Origin of the sequence: Janthinobacterium aestuarii (assembly GCF_046113285.1) — a bacterium.
Taxonomy (GTDB): domain Bacteria; phylum Pseudomonadota; class Gammaproteobacteria; order Burkholderiales; family Burkholderiaceae_D; genus Janthinobacterium.
Genome location: NZ_CP142524.1, coordinates 620396 through 641074 on the forward strand (window position 1 = coordinate 620396; position 20679 = coordinate 641074).

A 20679-nucleotide genomic window follows, 5' to 3' on the forward strand; every position below is an offset into this window, starting at 1 on the left:
AATGAACGCGCCTGCTTTTCACCTCGTACGTCCTCCGCTTGCGCTGGAGCCCTTGCTCAGTGTCAAACATGTCAGCCTGGAATACCGCACGGAACAGCGCACCGTGCGCGCCACGCACGACGTCAGTTTCGACGTGTTCCGCGGCGACCGTTTCGTGCTGCTGGGGCCATCGGGATGCGGCAAGTCATCCTTGCTGAAAGCCGTGGCCGGCTTCATCGCGCCGCGCGCGGGCAGCATCGCCATGCAGGGCGTTCCTATCAGCAAGCCGGGGCCGGAGCGCGTCGTCGTGTTCCAGGAATTCGACCAGTTGCCGCCATGGAAGACCGTGCTGGAAAATGTCATGTTCCCCTTGCTGGCCAGCAAGCGGCTGGACAAGCAGGCGGCCCGCGAGCGTGCCCATCACTGGATCGCCAAGGTGGGCCTGGCCGGCTTTGAAGATGCTCATCCGCATACCTTGTCGGGCGGCATGAAGCAGCGGGTGGCCATCGCGCGCGCCCTGGCCATGCAGCCGGAAGTGCTGCTGATGGACGAGCCGTTTGCCGCGCTCGACGCTTTGACGCGGCGCAAGATGCAGGAAGAGCTGAGCCGCCTGTGGGAAGAGCTGCGTTTTACCCTCGTCTTCGTCACGCATTCGATCGAAGAAGCGCTGGTGGTCGGCAACCGCATCCTGCTGCTGTCGCCCCATCCGGGCCGGGTGCGCGCCGAACTCAACAGCCATCAGTTCGGCTTGCACAGCGCGGGCAGTACGGAATTTCAGGCTGCCAGCCGCCGCATCCACGGCTTGCTGTTCGATGAGGAAGTTGTTCCTGTTCCGCAAGCAGCTGGCGCGCAGCGGGAGGCCGTATGAGCGCGCTGCTGGAGCCGCCCATCCGCCAGGAATTCGTCTATGCGGCACCGCCGCCCGCCGGCGTCACCGTCGAGCGGCCATTGTCGCGCTGGCAGCGCTGGAGCCAGCACGCGCTGTGGCGCAAGGTCTTCATTTTGCTCAGCCTGGCCCTGCTGTGGGAAGGGGCGGCGCGCTGGACGCAGAACGATTTATTGCTGCCCAGCTTTATCCAGACGGCGCAGGCGTTTATCGGCGGCATCGCCAGCGGTGAATTGCTCACGCGTACGGCCGCGTCCCTCGTCGTGTTGCTGCAAGGCTATGCGGTGGGCGTGCTGGCCGCCTTCGTGCTGACCTTGCTGGCCGTATCGAGCCGCATCGGGCGCGACCTGCTGGAAACCCTGACGGCCATGCTCAATCCCTTGCCGGCGATTGCGTTGCTGCCGCTGGCCCTGCTGTGGTTTGGGCTGGGGCGCGCCAGTTTGATCTTTGTCATCGTCCATTCCGTGATGTGGCCGCTGGCCCTGAACACGTATGCGGGCTTCCAGGGCGTGCCCGAGACCCTGCGCATGGCGGGCCGCAACTACGGCTTGAACGGCTTGCGGCTGGTGCTGCACATCCTCGTGCCGGGCGCCTTGCCGTCCATCGTCTCGGGCTTGAAGATAGGCTGGGCGTTCGCCTGGCGCACCCTGATCGCGGCCGAGCTGGTATTCGGCACCACGTCGGGGCAGGGCGGCCTGGGCTGGTACATCTTCCAGAACCGCAACGAGCTGTACACGGACAAGGTGTTTGCGGGCCTGGCGGCCGTCATCGTCATCGGTTTAATCGTGGAAAACATCGGTTTTCGCACCCTGGAGCGCGTCACCTTGAAACGCTGGGGCATGCAGCGATAATTATCTCAGCATGGTGCGCGCCGCCGCGATGATTTGCCGCGACAGGTGCTCCATGCGCGGCGACTGCACCTTCCACGTGTGCCAGTACAGGGCCACGTCGGCCGGTGTCTTGGGCGTGAGCATTTCCACGAGTTCGCCGTCCGTGTTCGCTTTCAGCAGCAATTCCGGCACCATGCCGTAGCCGAGGCCATAGCGGATGGCGTTGAAGTGCGAGGTGGCGCCCGGCACGTAATGGCAGGGGTAGGCGCCTTCGGGCAAGCCCAGCGCCTCTAGCAGGAACGACGACTGCAGGGTGTCCTTGCGCGTGTAGGCGACGACGGGCGCCGTGCGCGCCGCCTTGCGCGTCAGCCCGTGCGCAAACCACTGCTGGCGGAACGCTTGTGTGGCCACCAGCCAGTAGCGCATCACGCCCAGCGGTTCGGCCGTGCAGCCGCGCATGGGTTTGGCTTCCGTGCTGATGCAGCCGATGGCCATGCCCGTTTCCAGCAAGGTATACGTGTGGTCCTGGTCTTCCACGGTCAGGTCCAGCAGCACGCGTTCGCGTATCAACACCTCGGACAGGGCGGGAAAGAACCACGTGCCCATCGAATCCGCGTTCAGCGCCAGCACCAGGGTCAGCGGGGCATCCTGCTGCACCGCCAGTTCCGCCTGCAAGTCCGCTTCCAGCAGCTTGGCCCGCTTCAGATACTGCATCAGCCGCTGGCCCATGCGCGTGGCGCGCGCGGGACGGCTGCGCACGATCAGCGCATTGCCGAGCTGGCTTTCCAGCGCCCGCACCCGCTGCGAAATGGCCGGCGACGTCAGGTGCAGCCGCAGCGCCGCCTGCTCGAAACTGCCCGTTTCGACGACGGCGCGGAACGCTTCCGTGTGCTTGGGATTGAGATCCATGACCACTGCCTAACATAAGAAAAATTTATCAATACTAAATAATACTTACTTTTCATAAGGATGGGTGTGTTGCAGTGCACAATGCCTCTTTGATGGAGTGCCGCGTACGCGTATGCAGCGCGGCCTCCTGGCAGCAAAGGAATCACCTCATGGAAGCACAAGCGCAAGATACAAAGCCCCGCAAGCCGTCATCGAAACTGGCACGCAATCTGAAATTCGGCCTGGGATTGACCCTGGGCCTGGGCTTGTCCGCAGCGCTGGCGGGCGGCTGGTGGCTGCGCCAGGCATGGCAGGACTTGCCGCCCGTCGAGCACCTGGCGCAGTACAAGCCCGCGCTGCCGCTACGTATTTTTTCCAGCGAAGGCGAGCTGCTGGCCGAGTACGGCGAAGAGCGCCGCGAATTCCTGCCCCTGAAGGAGATCCCGCTGCGCATGCGCCAGGCCTTGCTGGCCATCGAGGATGCGCGCTTCTACGAGCATGGCGCCGTGGACTTTTACGGCTTGACGCGCGCCACCCTGGCCAACGTCGTCACGGGCCACCATGCGCAGGGCGCCAGCACCATCACCATGCAGGTGGCGCGCGACTTTTTCCTGTCGCGCGAAAAGACGGTGCAGCGCAAGCTGACGGAGATGCTGCTCGCCTACAAGCTGGAACAGCACTACGGCAAGGACAAGCTGCTGGAACTGTACATGAACCAGATTTACCTGGGCGAGCGCTCCTACGGCTTTTCCGCCGCCTCGAACATCTATTTCGACAAGCCGCTGGCCGACGTCAGCATTGCCGAAGCGGCCATGCTGGCCGGCTTGCCGAAAGCGCCGTCGGCGTATAACCCCGTCGCCAATCCGCAGCGCGCCACCGTGCGCCAGCATTACATCCTGCAGCGCATGCGCGAACTCGGCTACATCACGCCAGCCGAATACGACGCGGCCGTGGCGGAAAAACTGGCCCTGAACAAGGACCGCAACAGCTCCGTGCACGCAGCCGCGTATGCGGTCGAGGAAGCGCGTCAGCTGATCGTGCAAAGCTATCCCGAAGGCGCCTACAGCATGGGCCTGGACGTGACGACCACCATCCGCATGGCGCCGCAGCGGGCGGCCGACAAGTCGCTGCGCGATGGGCTATTGAACGCGCAGGCGCGGCGCGGCTATCGCGGCCCGGAAGCGCGCCTGGCCGCCTCCGCAGACAGCGTGGCGCGCCAGCTGGCCGCCTACCCGGACAGCGGAGAAGTGCGCGCCGCCCTGGTGCGCAAGGTCGAGACGAGCGGCAAGCGCCAGCTGACGGCGCAGCTGCGCAATGGCGACGAGATCGTGCTGACGGCATCGGACGCGCGCCTGGGCGGCAAGCTGCCACTCGACGGCAAGCGCGCCATCGTTGAAAACAGCGTCATCCGCGTGGTGCACGACGCGGCGAAAAAGCGCTGGCTCGTGAGCCAGCTGCCCGAGATGGAAGGCGCGCTCATTTCCGTCGAGGCGCACAGCGGCGAAATCGTCGCCATGGCGGGCGGCTTCGATTTCTACCGCAACCACTACAACCACGCCATGCAGGCCTACCGCCAGCCCGGTTCCAGCTTCAAGCCCTTCGTGTATTCGGCGGCGCTGGAAAAGGGCTATTTTCCCGGCACGGCCGTGGATGATACGCAGCGCCTGCTGCTGCCGCGGGAAACGGGTGCGCAGCCGTGGCGTCCGCGCAATTACGGCAACAACTATGAAGGCTTCATCAGCGTGCGGCGCGGTCTCGTGCGCTCGAAAAACCTCGTCGCCGTCAGTCTGATGCAGGCGGCCGGCCCCGGCTACGTGCAGCACTACGCCACGCGCTTCGGTTTCGAGGGCGCACGCAATCCCGTCTCGCTGCCGCTGGCGCTGGGCGCGGGCGCCGTCACGCCGCTGCAGCTGGCGCAATCGTATGCCGTGTTCGCCAACGGCGGCGTGCAGATGCCGCCAAAGCTGATCAAGGAAGTGCGCAGCCGCAGCGGCGCGGTGCTGTTTTCCGACGCGGCGCCGCGCGCCAAGGGCGAGCCGGCACCGGGCACGCAGGTGATCTCCACGCGCAATGCCTACGTCATGGACAGCATGCTGCGCGACGTCGTCAAGAGCGGCACGGGACGCGGCGCGCTGGCGCTGGGACGCGGCGACGCGGCCGGCAAGACGGGAACCTCGAACAATGCCTATGACGCCTGGTTCGCCGGTTATTCCTCGGGCCTCGTGTCCGTCGTCTGGCTAGGCTACGACCAGCCCAAGAGCCTGGGCAACGCCACCGGGGGGACGCTGGCGCTGCCCGTCTGGCGCGACTACATGCAGGTAGCCGTGCAGGGCCGCCGCGAGCAGGTGCTGGCCGAACCGCCTGGCCTGGCCCTGCTCGATGGCGACTACGTGTATGCCGAATACCTGGCCGGCGACTGCCTGAAGGATAACTTCGCCTTTATCCACAGCAGCGTCGGCTGCGGCAGCGGCGGTGCCGATACGCGCATGGCGCACGGTGACGCTGGCGCTGGCGGCGATGGCGGCTCCAGCACGGGCACGAATGAAGCGCGCACCCTGAGCGAAGCGCGCGAACGCGAACAAATTCTCAAATCATTTTCGGAAGAGTAAGACCATGCTGTTATATACGATCTACCTGGTGGCGATTGTTGCCGAAGCGATGTCCGGCGCCATCATGGGCATGCGGCGCGGCATGGATTTGTTCGGCATCTGCATGATCGGCACCGTCACGGCGCTCGGTGGCGGCACCGTGCGCGACGTGCTGCTGGGGCACTACCCGCTGGGCTGGATCGCGCATCCCGAATACCTGTTGTTTACCATCGGCGCGGCCATTGTGACGGCCTTTGTCGCGCGCTATCTGCACCATCTGCGCGCCATCTTTTTGCTGGTCGACGGCCTGGGCCTGGTAGCGTTTTGCGTGATCGGCTGCGACATCGCCATGTCGGCCAAGATGCACCCGGCCATCGTCGTGCTGGCGGGGATGATCACGGGCGTCTTCGGCGGCTTGCTGCGCGATATCCTGTGCAACCAGATTCCCCTCGTGCTGCAGCGCGAAGTGTATGCCACCGTGGCCCTGTTTACGGGCGCCCTGTATGTCGGCCTGCTGCACTTCAAGGTCGACAGCTCCGTGGCGCAGCTGTCGTCCATCGGCGCGGGCTTTCTGTTCCGCTTCCTGGCCTTGCACTTCGAGTGGCGCCTGCCGAATTTCAACGGTGACCGGATCCGGGGATTCGAATAGCGGCGGCGCCGTCGGGCATATCGTTAAATACCGCCCATGCAGATGTATTTGATGACCAGGTAATCGTCGATCCCGTACGACGATCCCTCCCGGCCCAGGCCCGACTGCTTGACGCCGCCGAACGGCGCCGCTTCCGTCGAGATCAGCCCCGTGTTCACGCCCACCATGCCGGATTCCAGGCCTTCGGCGACCTTCCAGATGCGGCCGATGTCGCGCGAATAGAAATAGGACGCCAGGCCAAATTCCGTGTTGTTGGCCAGGGCGATGACTTCCTCGTCCGTCTTGAAGCGGAACAGGGGCGCCAGCGGCCCGAACGTCTCTTCGCTGGCCACCAGCATGTCGCTCGTCACGTCGGCGATCACGGTGGGCTGGAAGAAGTTGTGGCCCAGCGCATGGCGCTTGCCGCCCAGTAGCAGGCGCCCGCCCTTGGCCAGTGCGTCGGCCACGTGCTGCTCCACTTTTTTTACGGCCTTTTCCTCGATCAGCGGCCCCTGCGTGACGCCTTCGTCGGCGCCGTTGCCCACCTTGAGTTTTTGCACGGCCGTCACCAGCTTTTGCGCAAAGGCCTCGTACACGCCATCCTGCACGTACAGCCGGTTGGCGCACACGCAGGTCTGGCCCGCGTTGCGGTATTTCGAGGCGATGGCGCCTTCCACTGCCGCATCCAGGTCGGCGTCGTCGAAGACGATGAACGGCGCATTGCCGCCCAGTTCCAGCGACAGCTTTTTGATCGTCGGCGCGCACTGGCGCATCAGCATGCGGCCCACTTCCGTCGATCCCGTGAAACTGAGCTTGCGCACCAGGGGATTGGACGTCATCTCATCGCCGATCTCCTGCGACGAGCCCGTGATGACATTGAACACGCCCGCAGGCACACCCGCGCGTTCGGCCAGCACGGCCAGCGCCAGCGCGGAAAACGGCGTCATGCCGGCCGGCTTGACGAGCATCGGGCAGCCGGCCGCCAGCGCCGGTCCTGCCTTGCGCGTGATCATCGCGGCCGGGAAGTTCCAGGGTGTGATGGCGGCGCACACGCCGATCGGCTCCTTCGTCACGACGATGCGCCGGTCCGGCCACGGCGACTGCAGGGTGTCGCCCGCGACGCGCTTGCCTTCTTCGGCGAACCATTCGATGAAGGAGGCGGCGTATTGCACTTCGCCTTTGGCTTCGAGCAAGGGCTTGCCCTGTTCCGCCGTCATGATCAGCGCCAGGTCGTCCGCGTTTTCCAGTATCAGGTCATTCCAGCGGCGCAGCACGGCTGCGCGTTCCTTGGCCGTCTTCTTGCGCCAGGCGGGCCAGGCGGCGTTGGCAGCGCTGATGGCGTTCCTTGTCTCCTGCGTGCCCATCACGGGCACATGGCCGATCACTTCACCCGTGGCGGGATTGCGGACGTCGGCGTGCTTGCCGCCGTCGGCATCGAGCCATAGTCCGTTCAGGTAGCATTGCTGGCGTAGCAGCGTGGGATCTTTCAGTGTGAGCATGGCAGACTTTCAGCAGTGGTTGCGTGATCGTCCATGGTAGTCCTTTTTGCCGGGCGCACGATTGCGTCCCACGCGCGGCGTCTGGCCTTCAAAAATAGTTGACCTTTTTTAACCCCGTTTCGCCGCGCATGCCGTTTCATGGTCATTACCCCAATCAACCGGAGCAGAAGCGATGTCCAGCGCCCACAAGATCATATTGATGCTGTCCCTGCTGCTGTCGGCAGGCAGCCATGCCGCCGGCACGGCGCCGCGCAAGACCCTGGCGCCGTTCGCCAGCGAGCAGGCCTTGAGCAGCTACCTGCAGCAACTGCAGGCGCGCCAGGCGGCCTTGCTGCGGGAGCAGCAGAAACTGCAGCGCGCCACGGCGCAGTACATGTCGGCGCCGCCCGCACCGCCGCCAGCGCCAGCGCCGATGGTGGCGAAAACGGCGCCGGCGGCGTCGGCAGAAGCGGCCGAATCCGTCACCAATGTGCAGACGGCGGGCGTGGACGAAGGCGGCATCGTCAAGCTGCACGGCAAGCACCTTGTGATGCTCCGGCGCGGCAAGCTGTTCACCGTGCAGGTGGGCGGCAATGCCCTGCAGCCCGTCGCCTCGCTCGATGCATTCGCGCCGGGCAGCGACCCGTCGGGCAGCTGGTATGACGAGATGCTGATCGATGGCGACACGGTCGTGGTGATCGGCTACAGCTACAGCCGTGGCGGCACGGAGATCGGCCTGTTCGACATCGGTGCGGATGGCAAGCTGGCCTATCGCGCCACGTATCATTTGCGCTCCAACGATTATTATTCGTCGCGCAATTACGCCAGCCGCCTGATCGGCGGCAAGCTGGTATTCTATTCGCCCCTGTCGCTGAACCTGCGCCGGGGCGACCCGTTTGGCGGCTTTCCCGCGCTGCGCCGCTGGCGTCCCGACGCCGTACCGTCCGACTTCAAGCGCATCGCCCCGGCCACGCGCATTTACCGCACCGATGAAGAGCCCGAACCGGGCTTTGGTCTGACCCTGCATACGGTCACCGTGTGCGACCTGGCGCAGCGCGACATGCGCTGCGAAGCGACCGCCGTGATGGGGCCGCAGGGGCGCGTGTTTTATGTGTCGGGCGAATCTGTTTTCGTGTGGACGACGCGCCGGGGCAGCGATTCGGGCGTGTTCCGCATTCCCCTCGACGGCTCGGCGCCCAGCGCCCTGAAGGTGGCTGGCGCGCCCGTCGACCAGTTCTCGTTCCTGGAAAGCAGCGACGGCCACCTGAACGTCCTGCTGCGCGCCGAGGGCCAGGGCGACGCGATGTGGGATGGCACGCGGGGGCGCGGCGACATGGCCCTGCTGCGCGTGCCATTGGCGTCGTTTTCCGATGGCCGCGACAGTGCGCCGGCCGGCAGCTACCAGCCGCTGCCCGGCGGTGGCGGCTACGCCTTGCAGAACCGCTATGTGGGACCCTATCTGTTGTACGGCAATCCCGGCAATGCAGGACGCCGCAAGGCCGACCAGGCCTGGCCACGCCAGCCCCTGTATGCACTGCGCTGGGCCGATGCGGGCAGCGTGCAAGCCTTGTCGCTGCCGCACGGCGTGGAGCGCATCGAGGCGCTGGGCAATGACGCCGTGGTGATCGGCGCGCAGGGCAGGGATCTGCACTTCAGCACCATCGGCCTGGGGGCGCAGGCGGCGGTCGCCACGCGCTACATCCGCGCCGATGCGGCGCAGGGCGAGTCGCGCAGCCACGGCTTTTTCTACAAGCCGCAAACGGCCGGCGAGGGCTTGATCGGCCTGCCCATCCTGGGCGCGGACGAACGGTCTGGCCTCAACAAGTCAGCCGCCTCCGTCCTGTACCTGCGCAACAGCGGCCTGCAATTGAGTGAACTGGGCGCGCTGGCGGCGCGGCCCGGTCCGGCACCGGACGACGGCTGCCGCGCGTCGTGCATCGACTGGTACGGCAATGCGCGTCCGCTGTTCCTGCAGGGCCGCGTCTTCGCCTTGCTCGGCTATGAACTGGTGGAAGGGGCGCTCAAGGAGGGACAGATCCGCGAAGTGCGCCGCGTCAGCTATGCGCCCAATGCCTCCTCTTTGCGCTGAAGGCGCAGGGAAATTGTCGCCGCCGCGTAGTTCGGCTACACTGGTCCGCATGCCCGACACTTTATTGACCGCGACGGATGAAGACCTGATGCTGCGCTACAGCGCCGGCGACCTGCCGTCGTTTCGCGAGCTGTACCGGCGCCACAGCCAGGGCCTGTACCGCTTCGTGGCCTGGCGTTCGCCGCGCCGCGCGTGGGTGGACGAGATCGTGCAGGATGCGTGGGCCAGCCTGCATGCGGCGCGCGCCGGCTACCAGCCGCAGGCGGCGTTTCGCACCTATCTGTACCAGATCGCGCGCAACCGCCTGATCGACCTCCTGCGCCAGCGGGAAGGACAGGACCACGGCGAGGCAGGCGAACTGGCGGACGAGGGCGCATCGCCGCCGCAGTCGCTGGAGCAGAAACAGCAGCACGCGCGGCTGCATGCGGCCATCGCCGCGCTGCCGGCGGAACAGAAGGAAGCGCTGGTGCTGCAGCAGTTCAGCGGCATGAGCATCCTCGAGATCGCCGCGGTGACGGGGGCGGAAGCGGAAACCGTCAAGAGCCGGCTGCGCTACGCCATGCAGAAATTGCGCGCGGGCTTGGACAGCGCCGCTGGCGCGGGAGGACAGGCATGAATACGCACAATCACGACGAACCGAATGACGAGGAATTGACCGCGCTGCTGGCCAGCCTGCCGCAGCCGGCGCCTTCCAGCGCGCTCGATGCGGCCATCCTGGCCGACGCGGAAAAAGCCTTGCACCAGCCGGCAGCGGCCAATGACAGCGCCGATGGCGTGCTGCGCACTCTGCCGGCCAAGAAATCACCGGACTACCTGCAGCGCTGGCGCGTTCCGCTGGGGCTGGCCGCTGCCGTGCTGCTGACGGTAAACCTGATCGGCGTGGACTGGTTCGGATCGAAGCCGGCGCAGTTTCCCGTGGTCGGGGAACCGGTCACGCAGGAGGTGATGCGGGAAGCCGCACCGGCCGCTGCACCTGCGATTGAGTCCGCGCCACCGCCGCCGGCACCGCGCGCCATGGCCAAGGCGGCACCGAGGCCGCCGGTGCAGGCCGAGCCGGTAGCAGCCGTGCCGTCAGCACCTCCGCTGGCGGCGACCGTACCCGTGGCTCCTCCTGCGCCGCCGCCACCACCGGCGCCTGCTGCGGCAATCGAGCAGCAAGCCGCCATGCAGGCCGAGGCCAGCCTGCAGCGTCAGGCGCCGGTGCAGCGCGCGCTGGCCATGCCCGCTCCCGTGGCGGCCCGCTCCGCGCCGCTGCCGCCGCCCGCAAAGCTCGACGCTGGCGTGTGGCTGGTGAAGATCGACGCCCTGCTCAAGGCGGGCGAGGGTGCCCTGGCGCACGAGGAGTGGACGGCGTTCCGGCAGGCGTATCCCGACTATCCGGTGGCCGAGGAGCTGCGGCAGCGGCTGGAAAAAATACCGAAGTAGCGCGTTACACGATCCCCTTCCTGCGCTCCCACACGGCGCTGCCCACGAAAATGGCGCAGCACACCCACATCACGGCCGGCAGGGCGTTTACGCCCGCCGATTGCATCAGGACGCCCGTCAGCAGGGGACCGCCGCCGCTCGTGATACCCCAGGTGGCGTTGACGATGGCGCTGGCGCTGGTCAGCGACAGCCCCGTAAACCGCTCGCCGCAGGCCACCAGCGCCAGCATGTAGATGCCGCCCGCGGCCGCGCCCAGCAACAGCAGCAAGGTCCACCACAGCCATGGCGTGCCGACGGCGAACGGCAGCAGCGGCAGCAGCAGGCAGACGGCCACGCCGCAGCCCGCGTGCACCCTGGCGCGGCCGAAACGGTCGGCCATCCAGCCCAGCGCGAATTGCAGGCCCGTATCGCCCACCAGCACCACGGTGGCCGACAGCAGGGCCAGGTCCGTGCCGATGCCGTGCTCCATCGCATACAGGGGCAGCAAGCTCAATGCCAGCGTGTCGAACAGGGCAAAGAAGGCGGCACCGAGCACGATCATCGGCATGCGCGGCAGGATCAGGATCCACTGCACGCCGTGTTCTTGCGGTTCCTTTCCCGGGCCGCTGTTCGAGATCAGCATCAGGCCCGGCACGGCCAGCAGAAACAGCAGGCCGCAGGCGGCGAAGCTCCACGCAATCTTGTCGTTGAAGAGGGCCACGAGGGCGGGGCCGATCAGCTGGAAGAAGGTAAAACTGGTGGTGTACATGGCGACTACGCGGCCGCGCGAATTGTCGGGCGCCAGGCGGTTGACCCACGCTTCGCCGATGGTAAACAGCACGCCCATGGCGCCGCCGAACAGGAAGCGCAGCACGCTCCACGCCAGCAGGTGGTCGCTGAACTGCATGGCGATCGTCGCCAGCGACGCCACCCAGACGGCGCCCAGCATGGTGGCGCGCGCACCGAAACGCCCCACCCAGCCCGAGACGAACGGCGAGGCGGCCAGGATGCCGAGGGCGCTGACGGCCGTGATCATGCCGATGATGTCCGTGCCCACGCCGCGCTGGTGCAGGGTCAGGGCGGTGAGCGGCATGGTGGCGCCCAAGCCCAGGCCGACCACGCCGATGCTGACCACGAGGGCGAAGAAGTCGCGCCATGGCATGGTCTTCATGGCTGCCCCCGCAAGGGATAAAAGGTGTTCGGAATGGCGGGAAAACGGTGTGGATGCATGGGAAAGTAGGCAACTGTGCCTGCGGCGCTGGTGTTTGGCGCCGGACGGGCATATGATGATTTTAATAAAGGCAATATTGCAAAGCCGTAGTGTAGGCGATGTGCGCCGCCAGTGGCCACGTCCATCGGTGTGGCCGACTCTACCGGCTCTGCTGTACAGTGAAGCGAGCGGCAGCGCTGTCATGGCGCTGTCATTGGATCGTCACGCCAGCGAGGTAGCACCATGCGCCATCCCATCGTTCTCGTTCCCGCCTGCCAGCGCCAGCTGGGCAGCCATGCCTGGCACATGGCGCAGGACAAATACCTGCACGCCGTGCTGCGCGGCGCCGGCTGCATGCCGCTGCTGCTGCCCGCCCTGGGCGCTGACGCGGACCTGGAAGCGGCGCTGCGGATCGCCGACGGCGTCATGCTGACCGGTTCCGCCTCGAACGTCGATGCGCGCCTGTATGGCGAAGAGATTCTCCACCCCGACCTGCCGCAGGACCCTGCGCGCGACGCCACCACCTTGCCCCTGATCCGCGCCGCGCTGGCGCTCCAGTTGCCGCTGCTGGCCATCTGCCGCGGCTTCCAGGAAGTCAACGTGGCCCTGGGCGGCAGCCTGCACCAGGCCGTGCAGGCGGTGCCGGGAATGCAGGACCACCGCGAGAACGTGCTCGATCCGCTGGCGCGCCAGTATGCGCCCGCGCACCGCATCAAGCTGATGCCCGACGGCGTGCTGTCACGGTTGCTGGGCGGCGAGAGCGAAATGATGGTCAATTCCCTGCATGGCCAGGGCATCGCCCGGCTGGCCGATGGCTTGCTGGTGGAAGCGCTGGCCGACGATGGCCTGGTGGAAGCGTACACGGTGGCCAGCGCCGCCGGCTTTGCGCTGGCCGTGCAATGGCACCCGGAATGGCAGGTCGAGGACAATCCGCAGTCCATGCGGCTGTTCGGCGCCTTCGGCCAGGCTTGCCGCGACTACCAGGAGCAGCACAGAAAGACAGAATGACAGGCGCACCGCCCGCAGTACGCGGTGTTTGATCAAGACCAGCGAGAGGGAAACATGGCAATACGCGAAAATTTCACTTATACGGATATGGATTTGTGGCTCAATGAAAAGCGCGTCACGGAAATTGAATGCCTGGTACCCGACTTGACGGGCGTGGCGCGGGGGAAGATCCTGCCGCGCGGGAAATTCACCCAGGAACGCGGCATGCGCATCCCGGAAGCGGTACTGGGCATGACGGTGACGGGCAATTACCCGGTCGACGATGGCGGCTACGACCGCGCCATTTCCAGCACCGACCGCGACATGATTTTAAAGGCCGATCCCACCACCATCACCATGGTGCCGTGGGCTACGGACCCCACCGCGCAAGTCATCCACGACTGCTATTTTGCCGATGGCGCGCTGGTCGATTTTGCTCCCCGCTCCGTGCTGCGGCGCGTGCTGAAACTGTATGCGGACAAGGGCTGGAAGCCCGTGGTGGCGCCGGAGCTGGAGTTCTACCTGACGGCGAAAAACACGGACCCCGACTTGCCATTGAAGCCGCCCATCGGGCGCAGCGGCCGGGCCGAAACGAGCCGCCAGGTGTACAGCATCGACGCCGTCAATGAGTTCGATCCGCTGTTCGAGGACATCTACGATTATTGCGAACTGATGAACCTTGACGTCGATACGCTGATCCACGAAATCGGCGCGGGGCAGATGGAAATCAACTTCCTGCACGGCGATCCGCTGGGCCTAGCCGACAAGGTCTTCTTCTTCAAGCGCACCTTGCGCGAAGCGGCCTTAAAACACGATATGTACGCCACCTTCATGGCCAAGCCCATGGCGGGCGAGCCGGGTTCCGCCATGCACGTGCACCAGAGCGTCGTCGATGCGAAGACGGGCCTGAACATCTTCAGCAACGAGGACGGTTCGGCCGCGCCCATCTTCAAGCATTACATCGCGGGCCTGCAGCGCTACATGCCGTCGGCCATGGCCATCGTCGCGCCCTACGTGAATTCCTACCGCCGCATCGTGCGCCACACGGCCGCGCCGATCAACATCCAGTGGGGCCTGGACAACCGCACGGTGGGCTTCCGCGTGCCCGAGTCGGGCGTGCAGGACCGCCGCGTGGAAAACCGCATCATCGGCGCCGACGCGAATCCCTACCTGGCCCTGGCCGTCACGCTGGCCTGCGGCTATCTCGGCATGACGGAGCAGCTGGAAGCGACGCCGATGATGGTGGGCAGCGCCTACGACATGAAATTCGAGCTGCCGCAAGGCTTGCCCGAGGCCCTGCAGCTGCTGCGCGCGGAAGACAAGCTGCGCACGGTGCTGGGCGAGCGCTTCATCGACGTGTATGCAGCGATCAAGGACCTGGAGCACCAGGAATTCATGACCGTCATCAGTCCGTGGGAGCGCGAACACCTGTTATTACACGTTTAAAAGGAACACGCATGAGCACATCCAACAATCCGCTGGCGCCGAGCGCCGCTTTTGTATCGTCCGTGGCGCAAAAGAACGCGGCGCCGCAGGTGTACGACACGGCCGCCATCCAGAAAATGGACTCGGCCCACTACCTGCATCCGTTCACCGATTTCCAGGACCTGGCAAGCAAGGGTGCCAGGGTGATGGTGCGCGGCGACGGCGTCTACCTGTGGGATAGCCAGGGCAAGAAGATCGTCGACGGCATGTCGGGCCTGTGGTGCGTGAACGTGGGCTACGGCCGCACGTCGATCTCGCAAGCCGTGTACAAACAGATGGAGACGCTGCCCTTCTATAACAGCTTCTTTGGCACGACGAACGTGCCGGCCGCGCAGCTGGCGGCCAAGCTGGCGCAGATATCGCCGCCGCAGTTCCAGCACGTGTTCTTCACCAGTTCCGGCTCGGAAGGCAACGACACGAATTTGCGCATGGTGCGCCGCTACTGGGATATCCTCGGCTACAAGGAGCGTCACACCATCATCAGCCGCCACAACGCCTATCACGGCAGCACGGTGGCGGGAGCATCGCTGGGCGGCATGGACGGCATGCATGCGCAGGGCGGCTTGCCGATACCCGGCATCGCGCATATCGGCCAGCCCAATTACCTGGAATCGGGCCACGGCTTGTCTCCGGAAGCCTTCGGCTTGAAAGCGGCTGGCTGGCTGGAAGACAAGATCCTCGAAATCGGCGCCGACAAGGTGGCCGCCTTCATCGGCGAACCGGTGCAGGGTGCCGGCGGCGTCATCATCCCGCCATCGACCTACTGGCCCGAGGTCCAGCGCATCTGCGACAAGTACGGCATCTTGCTCATCGCCGATGAAGTCATCTGCGGCTTCGGCCGCCTGGGGCGCTGGTTCGGCTCCGAGCTGTTCGGCATCAAGCCCGACCTGATCACGTTCGCCAAGGGCGTCACCTCGGGCTACGTGCCCCTGGGCGGCGTGCTGGTGGGCGACAGGGTGGCCAAGGTATTGATCGAGCAGGGCGGCGAATTCACGCACGGTTTTACCTATTCCGGTCACCCCGTGGCCTGCGCGGCCGCGCTGGAAAACATCCGCATCATCGAGGAAGAGCAGCTGGTGGCGAAGGTGGCCGAGGACACGGGGCCGTATCTGAAGCAGTGCTTCGCCAGCCTGGGCGAGCATCCGCTGGTCGGCTATGCGGACAGCTGCGGCCTGGTCGCGGGCCTGAACCTGGTGCGCCGCAAGGGCGCCACCGTGCACGACAACGAGCTGTTCGACGAGGGCCAGGGCGTGGGCATGATCTGCCGCGGCCATATGTTCGACAACGGCGTCATCATGCGCGCCGTGGGCGAACGCATGATCGTCGCCCCGCCCCTGGTCATGACGCGGGCGCAGATCGATGAAATGGTGGGCTTGATACGGCTGTGCCTGGACAAGACGTATGCGGACGTGAAAGCGAAGGGCTGGGTTTAGCTCTGAGCTGGCTTAAATACCGGGGTCAGACCCGCCGGGTCTGACCCCAGTCTTTGCCGTTGGGTTTTTACCCAAATAAGCAGCATCTATGCATTTTTTGGACCGCAAAGGCGGCAGTTCCGCTAAACTTCCATCCTGGCCGCTCCTGTAGTGGCCAGTTTTTCATTTTGACACCCTCTTACCCAAAGCACCCACATGACGATAGCAACACCTGCCGCGTCGGCCAGCGACGCCCAAGCGCCTTTCTTGCTGATTGATCAGCTGGTCAAGGAATTCGATGGCGTGCGCGCCGTCGATGGCATTTCCGTGACGATCAACAAGGGCGAGATCTTCGCCCTGCTGGGCAGTTCAGGCTGCGGCAAGTCGACCCTGCTGCGCATGCTGGCCGGTTTCGAGACGCCGACCTCGGGGCGCATCGCCCTGGCGGGCAACAGCATCGTCGACGTGCCGCCGCACCAGCGGCCCATCAACATGATGTTCCAGTCGTACGCGCTGTTCCCCCACCTGTCCGTGTGGGACAACATCGCTTTCGGCCTGCGCCGCGACGGCTTGCCGAAAGCGGAAGTGGCGGCGCGGGTCGAGCAGATGCTGGCGCTGGTGCAGCTGGGCCAGTACGCGAAGCGCAAGCCGCACCAGCTGTCGGGCGGGCAGCAGCAGCGCGTGGCGCTGGCGCGCAGCCTGGCCAAGCGTCCGCAGTTGCTGCTGCTCGACGAGCCGCTGGGCGCGCTCGACAAGAAACTGCGCGAACGCACGCAGATGGAACTGGTCAACATCATCGAGCAGGTGGGCGTGACGTGCGTGATGGTCACGCACGACCAGGATGAAGCCATGAGCATGGCCACGCGCATCGCCGTCATGAGTGAAGGGCGCATCCTGCAGGTGGGCGCGCCCGGTGAAATCTACGAGACGCCGAACTGCCGCTTCGTCGCCGACTTCATCGGCAGCGTCAACCTGTTCGACGGCCGCATCACGGAAGACGAACCCGATCACGTGATCATCGACACGCCCGATGGCCGCCACTATGTCGCGCATGGCATCACGGGCAACCTGGGCATGGATGTCTCGGTGGCAGTGCGCCCCGAAAAGATCGGCATCCAGACCGAACCGCCCGCCTTGGAAGAACGGGCTGCGCCAGCGGAACACGGCTACAACTGCGCCCAGGGCGTGATCGTCGCCATGGCGTATTTTGGCAATGAAACGAGCTACCACGTGCACCTCGACAGCGGCACGGTGGTGAAAGTCTCGCGCACCAACGCGGCCCGCCACGACGCCGCGCGCCTCGAGCGCGAGCAGCGCGTGTGGGTGTGGTGGGATGGCGCCGACATCGTCGTGCTGACCAGCTGAGGCCATCATGACGTCCATTTTGCAATCGCTGCGCAAGCTCGTCACCCTGCGTTGGGTCACTGGGCGCACCGCCGTCATCGCCGTGCCCGCGCTGTTCCTGACGGCCGCCTTTTTAATACCGTTCCTGATCGTGCTGCGTATCAGCCTGTCCGACATGGACACGGCGGGCAGCCCGTTCGGCGGCTTGCTGTCGTATGTCGACGGCATCGTCGTGCTGAAGGTCAAAATCGCCAACTATCTGTTCATCGCCGCCGACGAACTGTATCTGCTCACCTACCTCAGTTCCATCAAGTACGCGGCCATCACCACGGCCATTTGCCTGTTCATCGGCTACCCGTTCGCCTACTTCATGGCGCGCGCCAGGCCGGCCATCCGCCCCGTGCTGATGATGCTGGTGATGCTGCCGTTCTGGACTTCGTTCCTGCTGCGCGTGTATGCGTGGAAGGGCATCCTGGCCAACCACGGCTTGCTCAACGATCTCTTGATCGCGCTGGGCGTGGTGAGCGAACCGCTGCACATGATGAACACCTCGTTTTCGCTGGTCGTCGGCATGGTGTATGCCTATCTGCCGTTCATGATCCTGCCCCTGTACGCCAATCTGGTCAAAATGGATGTGCGCTTCCTGGAAGCGGCGGCCGACCTGGGCGCCACGCCCCTGCAGGCGTTCTGGCGCATCACCGTGCCGCTGTCGAAGTCGGGCATCATCGCCGGCGCCATGCTGGTGTTCATTCCGTCCGTCGGCGAATACGTGATTCCCGAGCTGCTGGGCGGCCCGGAAACCCTGATGATAGGCCGGGTGCTGTGGGATGAGTATTTCACGAATAACGACTGGGCCATGGCCTCGTCGGTGACGGTGCTGGTGATCCTGCTGATCCTCGTGCCGATGGCCATTTTTAACAAATACAAGACCGACCAGGACGCGGAGGAGCGCACATGAACGGACGTACCTTCCTGCAGCGCTGGTTCGGGCGCGGCTGGCTCTCGCTGGGCTATTTGTTCCTGTACCTGCCCATCATCGTGCTGATCGTCTTCTCGTTCAACAGCTCGCGCCAGGACATGGTGTGGAGCGGCTTTTCGCTGCGCTGGTACAGCGAGTTGATGAGCGATGCGGAAATCATCTCGGGCTTCGGTTTATCCCTGAAGATCGCCTTCATGTCGGCCACCTCGTCCGTCATCCTCGGCACCTTTGCCGCCTTTGCCTTGAGCAGTTACCAGCGCTTCCGCGGCCGCACGGTGTTTTCCGCCATGGTCAGCGCGCCCTTGGTGATGCCGGAAGTGATCATCGGCCTGTCCCTGCTGCTGATGCTGGTGTCCATGCAAAAGGTCTTCGGTTTCCCCGAGCGGGGCGTGCTGACCATCTGGCTCGGTCACACCTTGCTGGGCATGGCGTATGCGGCCGTGATGGTGCAATCGCGCCTGCAGGAAATGAGCAAGTCGCTGGCCGAAGCGGCCATGGACCTCGGTTGCCGCGCGCACCAGGTGTTCTTCCTCGTGACCCTGCCGAACATCACGCAGGCATTGGCGTCTGCCTGGCTGCTGACGTTTACCCTGTCGCTGGACGACGTGGTGCTCTCCGCTTTCCTGTCCGGCCCCGGTTCGACGACGATGCCGCTGGTGATCTTCTCGCGCGCGCGCCTGGGGCTTGACCCGCGCGTGAACGCCATCGCGGCGCTGACGATCCTCGTCGTGACGATTGCCGTGATCGTGTATGCCGTGATGCTGGCGCGCGCCGACCGCAGACGCCGCAAGCAGATGTCCGCGGCGTATTCGGCGGACCAGGAGTAAGCTGCTTGTAAACTGACACAGGAGACGACCATGACGGAAAACACCAGTTGGCATGCACGGGCCGCAGAGATCAAGATCGATGGGCGCGCCTTCATCAACGGCGAACGGGTCGCGGCCAGGTCAGGCCGGACTTTCGACAACCTGTCGCCCATCGACGGGCGTCTGCTGGGGCAGGTGGCCCGCTGCGACGGCGCCGACGTGGAGGCGGCCGTGCAGGCCGCGCGCGCCGCTTTTGACGACCGCCGCTGGGCCGGGAAATCGCCGGCGCAGCGCAAGCGGGTATTGATCAAGTTCGCCGACCTGGTGCAGAAATACGGTCCCGAGCTGGCCCTGATGGAAACCCTGGACATGGGTAAACCGATCAAGTACAGCCAGAGCGTGGACGTGGGCGCCACGGCCAACTGCCTGCGCTGGTATGGCGAGGCGATCGACAAGGTCTACGATGAAATCGCCCCGACGCCCGCCAACAGCCTGGCCCTGATCACGCGCGAACCGGTGGGCGTCGTCGCCGCCATCGTGCCGTGGAATTACCCGATGATCATGGCTGCCTGGAAGATCGCGCCCGCCCTCGCGGCCGGCAACAGCGTGATATTGAAACCGTCGGAAAAATCGCCGCTGACGGCCCTACGCCTGGCCGACATCGCGCTGGAAGCGGGCGTGCCGGCGGGCGTGTTCAACGTGCTGCCCGGCTACGGCAACGAGGCCGGCGCCGCGCTGGCGCTGCACATGGACGTCGATTGCATCGGCTTTACGGGTTCCACGCGCACGGGGAAACTGATCGTGCAGATGGCGGGCCAGTCGAATCTGAAACGGGCGTGGACGGAACTGGGCGGCAAGTCCGCCAACATCGTGTGCGCCGATTGTCCGGACCTGGACAAGGCCGTGGCGGCCGCCGTCGGCTCCATTTTCTTCAACCAGGGCGAAAGCTGCAATGCGCCTTCGCGCCTGTTCGTGGAAGAATCGATCAAGGAAAAATTCCTCGCCAAGGCGCTGGCCATGCTGCCCCGCTTCCAGCCGGGCGATCCGCTCGATGAAGCCACCGTCATGGGCGCCATCGTCGACGCCACGCAGATGCAAACAGTGATGGGCTATATCGCGTCCGGCAAGAACGAAGGCGCGCAATTGCTGGGCGGCGGCGAGGCCGTGCGCCTTGATACGGGAGGCTATTACGTGCAGCCGACCATCTTCGGCGTGGACGCCGGCATGACGATCGCGCGCGAAGAGATCTTCGGGCCCGTCCTGTCCGTGTTGGGCTTTACGGATATCGCCGAAGCCATCCAACAGGCCAACGCCACGCCGTACGGCTTGCAGGCGGCCGTGTGGACCTCGGACATCAGCAAGGCCATCCAGACGGCGCGCGCCCTGCGCGCGGGCACCGTGCACGTCAACCAGTACGATGGCGACGACATTACCGTGCCGTTCGGCGGCTACAAGCAGTCGGGCAACGGACGCGACAAGTCGCTGCACGCACTGGACAAGTACACGGAGCTGAAGACGACGTGGATACAGGTGGGATAATTTCTATAAGGGTGCTTAAAAGGGCTAATTAAGAGTATTTTCGGCTTAAAATAGTCCTTTTAGGTGCTATTAAATTTTTCATGGCGCTGCACTTGCTAAAATTTGGATCGTATAAGTGCTAATTTAAGGATAAACTGAACACAATTA

General features: G+C 65.0%; 17 protein-coding genes. 14 read left to right on the forward strand and 3 right to left on the reverse strand.

The window, feature by feature from the left end:
• Position 1 precedes the first annotated feature (1 nt).
• A complete protein-coding gene (locus OX462_RS02785) occupies positions 2-847 on the forward strand; it encodes an ABC transporter ATP-binding protein (protein ID WP_070311703.1) in 846 nt (281 codons plus the stop codon).
• Entirely contained in the window at positions 844-1716 is an 873-nt protein-coding gene (locus tag OX462_RS02790; protein ID WP_070311702.1) for an ABC transporter permease, read from the forward strand. Before OX462_RS02785 ends, OX462_RS02790 begins: the two co-directional genes overlap by 4 nt.
• Here OX462_RS02790 and OX462_RS02795 read toward each other — a convergent pair whose 3' ends face one another.
• The gene (locus tag OX462_RS02795) at positions 1717-2610 is read right to left on the reverse strand and encodes an HTH-type transcriptional regulator ArgP (protein WP_409027722.1); all 894 of its coding nucleotides are present in this window, start codon (positions 2608-2610) and stop codon (positions 1717-1719) included. It lies immediately after the preceding gene.
• A gap of 143 nt (positions 2611-2753) precedes the next feature.
• On the opposite strand from OX462_RS02795, the gene OX462_RS02800 reads away from it, so the two are divergent.
• A complete protein-coding gene (locus tag OX462_RS02800) occupies positions 2754-5192 on the forward strand; it encodes a penicillin-binding protein 1A (protein WP_409027723.1) in 2439 nt (812 codons plus the stop codon).
• Between the two features lie 4 nt (positions 5193-5196).
• Positions 5197-5820 (forward strand): trimeric intracellular cation channel family protein, encoded by a 624-nt coding sequence (locus OX462_RS02805; RefSeq protein WP_070220436.1) that lies wholly within the window; start codon positions 5197-5199, stop codon positions 5818-5820.
• 23 nt (positions 5821-5843) lie between these two features.
• Here OX462_RS02805 and gabD read toward each other — a convergent pair whose 3' ends face one another.
• Positions 5844-7298 carry an NADP-dependent succinate-semialdehyde dehydrogenase gene (gene gabD, locus OX462_RS02810; protein WP_121670564.1) on the reverse strand — a complete coding sequence of 485 codons (1455 nt, stop codon included), beginning with the start codon at positions 7296-7298 and terminating at the stop codon, positions 5844-5846.
• Between the two features lie 172 nt (positions 7299-7470).
• On the opposite strand from gabD, the gene OX462_RS02815 reads away from it, so the two are divergent.
• From OX462_RS02815 to OX462_RS02825, 3 genes are read left to right on the forward strand one after another with little or no spacing between them, the layout of a single operon-like run.
• The gene (locus OX462_RS02815) at positions 7471-9366 is read left to right on the forward strand and encodes a beta-propeller domain-containing protein (RefSeq protein ID WP_409027724.1); all 1896 of its coding nucleotides are present in this window, start codon (positions 7471-7473) and stop codon (positions 9364-9366) included.
• A gap of 49 nt (positions 9367-9415) precedes the next feature.
• The gene (locus tag OX462_RS02820) at positions 9416-9982 is read left to right on the forward strand and encodes a sigma-70 family RNA polymerase sigma factor (RefSeq protein ID WP_070311697.1); all 567 of its coding nucleotides are present in this window, start codon (positions 9416-9418) and stop codon (positions 9980-9982) included.
• Entirely contained in the window at positions 9979-10791 is an 813-nt protein-coding gene (locus OX462_RS02825; RefSeq protein ID WP_070290889.1) for a hypothetical protein, read from the forward strand. Before OX462_RS02820 ends, OX462_RS02825 begins: the two co-directional genes overlap by 4 nt.
• A gap of 4 nt (positions 10792-10795) precedes the next feature.
• Here the strand turns inward: OX462_RS02825 and OX462_RS02830 are convergent, their stop codons facing one another.
• The gene (locus OX462_RS02830; protein ID WP_409027725.1) at positions 10796-11941 is read right to left on the reverse strand and encodes an MFS transporter; all 1146 of its coding nucleotides are present in this window, start codon (positions 11939-11941) and stop codon (positions 10796-10798) included.
• 282 nt (positions 11942-12223) lie between these two features.
• Between OX462_RS02830 and OX462_RS02835 the strand changes: the two genes are divergently transcribed.
• The 7 genes from OX462_RS02835 to OX462_RS02865 all read left to right on the forward strand — a co-directional run bounded on the left by OX462_RS02835 (position 12224) and on the right by OX462_RS02865 (position 20532).
• Positions 12224-12988 carry a gamma-glutamyl-gamma-aminobutyrate hydrolase family protein gene (locus tag OX462_RS02835; protein WP_409027726.1) on the forward strand — a complete coding sequence of 255 codons (765 nt, stop codon included), beginning with the start codon at positions 12224-12226 and terminating at the stop codon, positions 12986-12988.
• 54 nt (positions 12989-13042) lie between these two features.
• Positions 13043-14413: a glutamine synthetase family protein gene (locus OX462_RS02840; protein WP_035822563.1), complete on the forward strand. Its 1371-nt coding sequence runs from the start codon at positions 13043-13045 to the stop codon at positions 14411-14413.
• A gap of 11 nt (positions 14414-14424) precedes the next feature.
• The gene (locus OX462_RS02845; RefSeq protein WP_409027727.1) at positions 14425-15885 is read left to right on the forward strand and encodes an aspartate aminotransferase family protein; all 1461 of its coding nucleotides are present in this window, start codon (positions 14425-14427) and stop codon (positions 15883-15885) included.
• A 195-nt stretch (positions 15886-16080) separates the two neighbouring features.
• Complete coding sequence (locus OX462_RS02850; RefSeq protein WP_409027728.1) at positions 16081-17229, forward strand: ABC transporter ATP-binding protein; 1149 nt, start codon at positions 16081-16083, stop codon at positions 17227-17229.
• 7 nt (positions 17230-17236) lie between these two features.
• Complete coding sequence (locus OX462_RS02855) at positions 17237-18166, forward strand: ABC transporter permease subunit (RefSeq protein ID WP_409027729.1); 930 nt, start codon at positions 17237-17239, stop codon at positions 18164-18166.
• Positions 18163-19014 (forward strand): ABC transporter permease, encoded by an 852-nt coding sequence (locus OX462_RS02860; protein ID WP_409027730.1) that lies wholly within the window; start codon positions 18163-18165, stop codon positions 19012-19014. Before OX462_RS02855 ends, OX462_RS02860 begins: the two co-directional genes overlap by 4 nt.
• A 30-nt stretch (positions 19015-19044) precedes the next feature.
• Positions 19045-20532: an aldehyde dehydrogenase gene (locus tag OX462_RS02865; protein ID WP_070290895.1), complete on the forward strand. Its 1488-nt coding sequence runs from the start codon at positions 19045-19047 to the stop codon at positions 20530-20532.
• The last annotated feature ends 147 nt before the right edge of the window (positions 20533-20679 follow it).

Bases quoted from the DNA above. Each gene is read 5' to 3' on its own strand.
- OX462_RS02785 (WP_070311703.1), top strand. From the start codon at position 2: ATGAACGCGCCTGCTTTTCACCTCGTACGTCCTCCGCTTGCGCTGGAG.
- OX462_RS02790 (WP_070311702.1), top strand. From the start codon at position 844: ATGAGCGCGCTGCTGGAGCCGCCCATCCGCCAGGAATTCGTCTATGCG.
- OX462_RS02800 (WP_409027723.1), top strand. From the start codon at position 2,754: ATGGAAGCACAAGCGCAAGATACAAAGCCCCGCAAGCCGTCATCGAAA.
- OX462_RS02805 (WP_070220436.1), top strand. From the start codon at position 5,197: ATGCTGTTATATACGATCTACCTGGTGGCGATTGTTGCCGAAGCGATG.
- gabD (WP_121670564.1), bottom strand. From the start codon at position 7,298: ATGCTCACACTGAAAGATCCCACGCTGCTACGCCAGCAATGCTACCTG.
- OX462_RS02815 (WP_409027724.1), top strand. From the start codon at position 7,471: ATGTCCAGCGCCCACAAGATCATATTGATGCTGTCCCTGCTGCTGTCG.
- OX462_RS02820 (WP_070311697.1), top strand. From the start codon at position 9,416: ATGCCCGACACTTTATTGACCGCGACGGATGAAGACCTGATGCTGCGC.
- OX462_RS02825 (WP_070290889.1), top strand. From the start codon at position 9,979: ATGAATACGCACAATCACGACGAACCGAATGACGAGGAATTGACCGCG.
- OX462_RS02830 (WP_409027725.1), bottom strand. From the start codon at position 11,941: ATGAAGACCATGCCATGGCGCGACTTCTTCGCCCTCGTGGTCAGCATC.
- OX462_RS02835 (WP_409027726.1), top strand. From the start codon at position 12,224: ATGCGCCATCCCATCGTTCTCGTTCCCGCCTGCCAGCGCCAGCTGGGC.
- OX462_RS02840 (WP_035822563.1), top strand. From the start codon at position 13,043: ATGGCAATACGCGAAAATTTCACTTATACGGATATGGATTTGTGGCTC.
- OX462_RS02845 (WP_409027727.1), top strand. From the start codon at position 14,425: ATGAGCACATCCAACAATCCGCTGGCGCCGAGCGCCGCTTTTGTATCG.
- OX462_RS02850 (WP_409027728.1), top strand. From the start codon at position 16,081: ATGACGATAGCAACACCTGCCGCGTCGGCCAGCGACGCCCAAGCGCCT.
- OX462_RS02855 (WP_409027729.1), top strand. From the start codon at position 17,237: ATGACGTCCATTTTGCAATCGCTGCGCAAGCTCGTCACCCTGCGTTGG.
- OX462_RS02860 (WP_409027730.1), top strand. From the start codon at position 18,163: ATGAACGGACGTACCTTCCTGCAGCGCTGGTTCGGGCGCGGCTGGCTC.
- OX462_RS02865 (WP_070290895.1), top strand. From the start codon at position 19,045: ATGACGGAAAACACCAGTTGGCATGCACGGGCCGCAGAGATCAAGATC.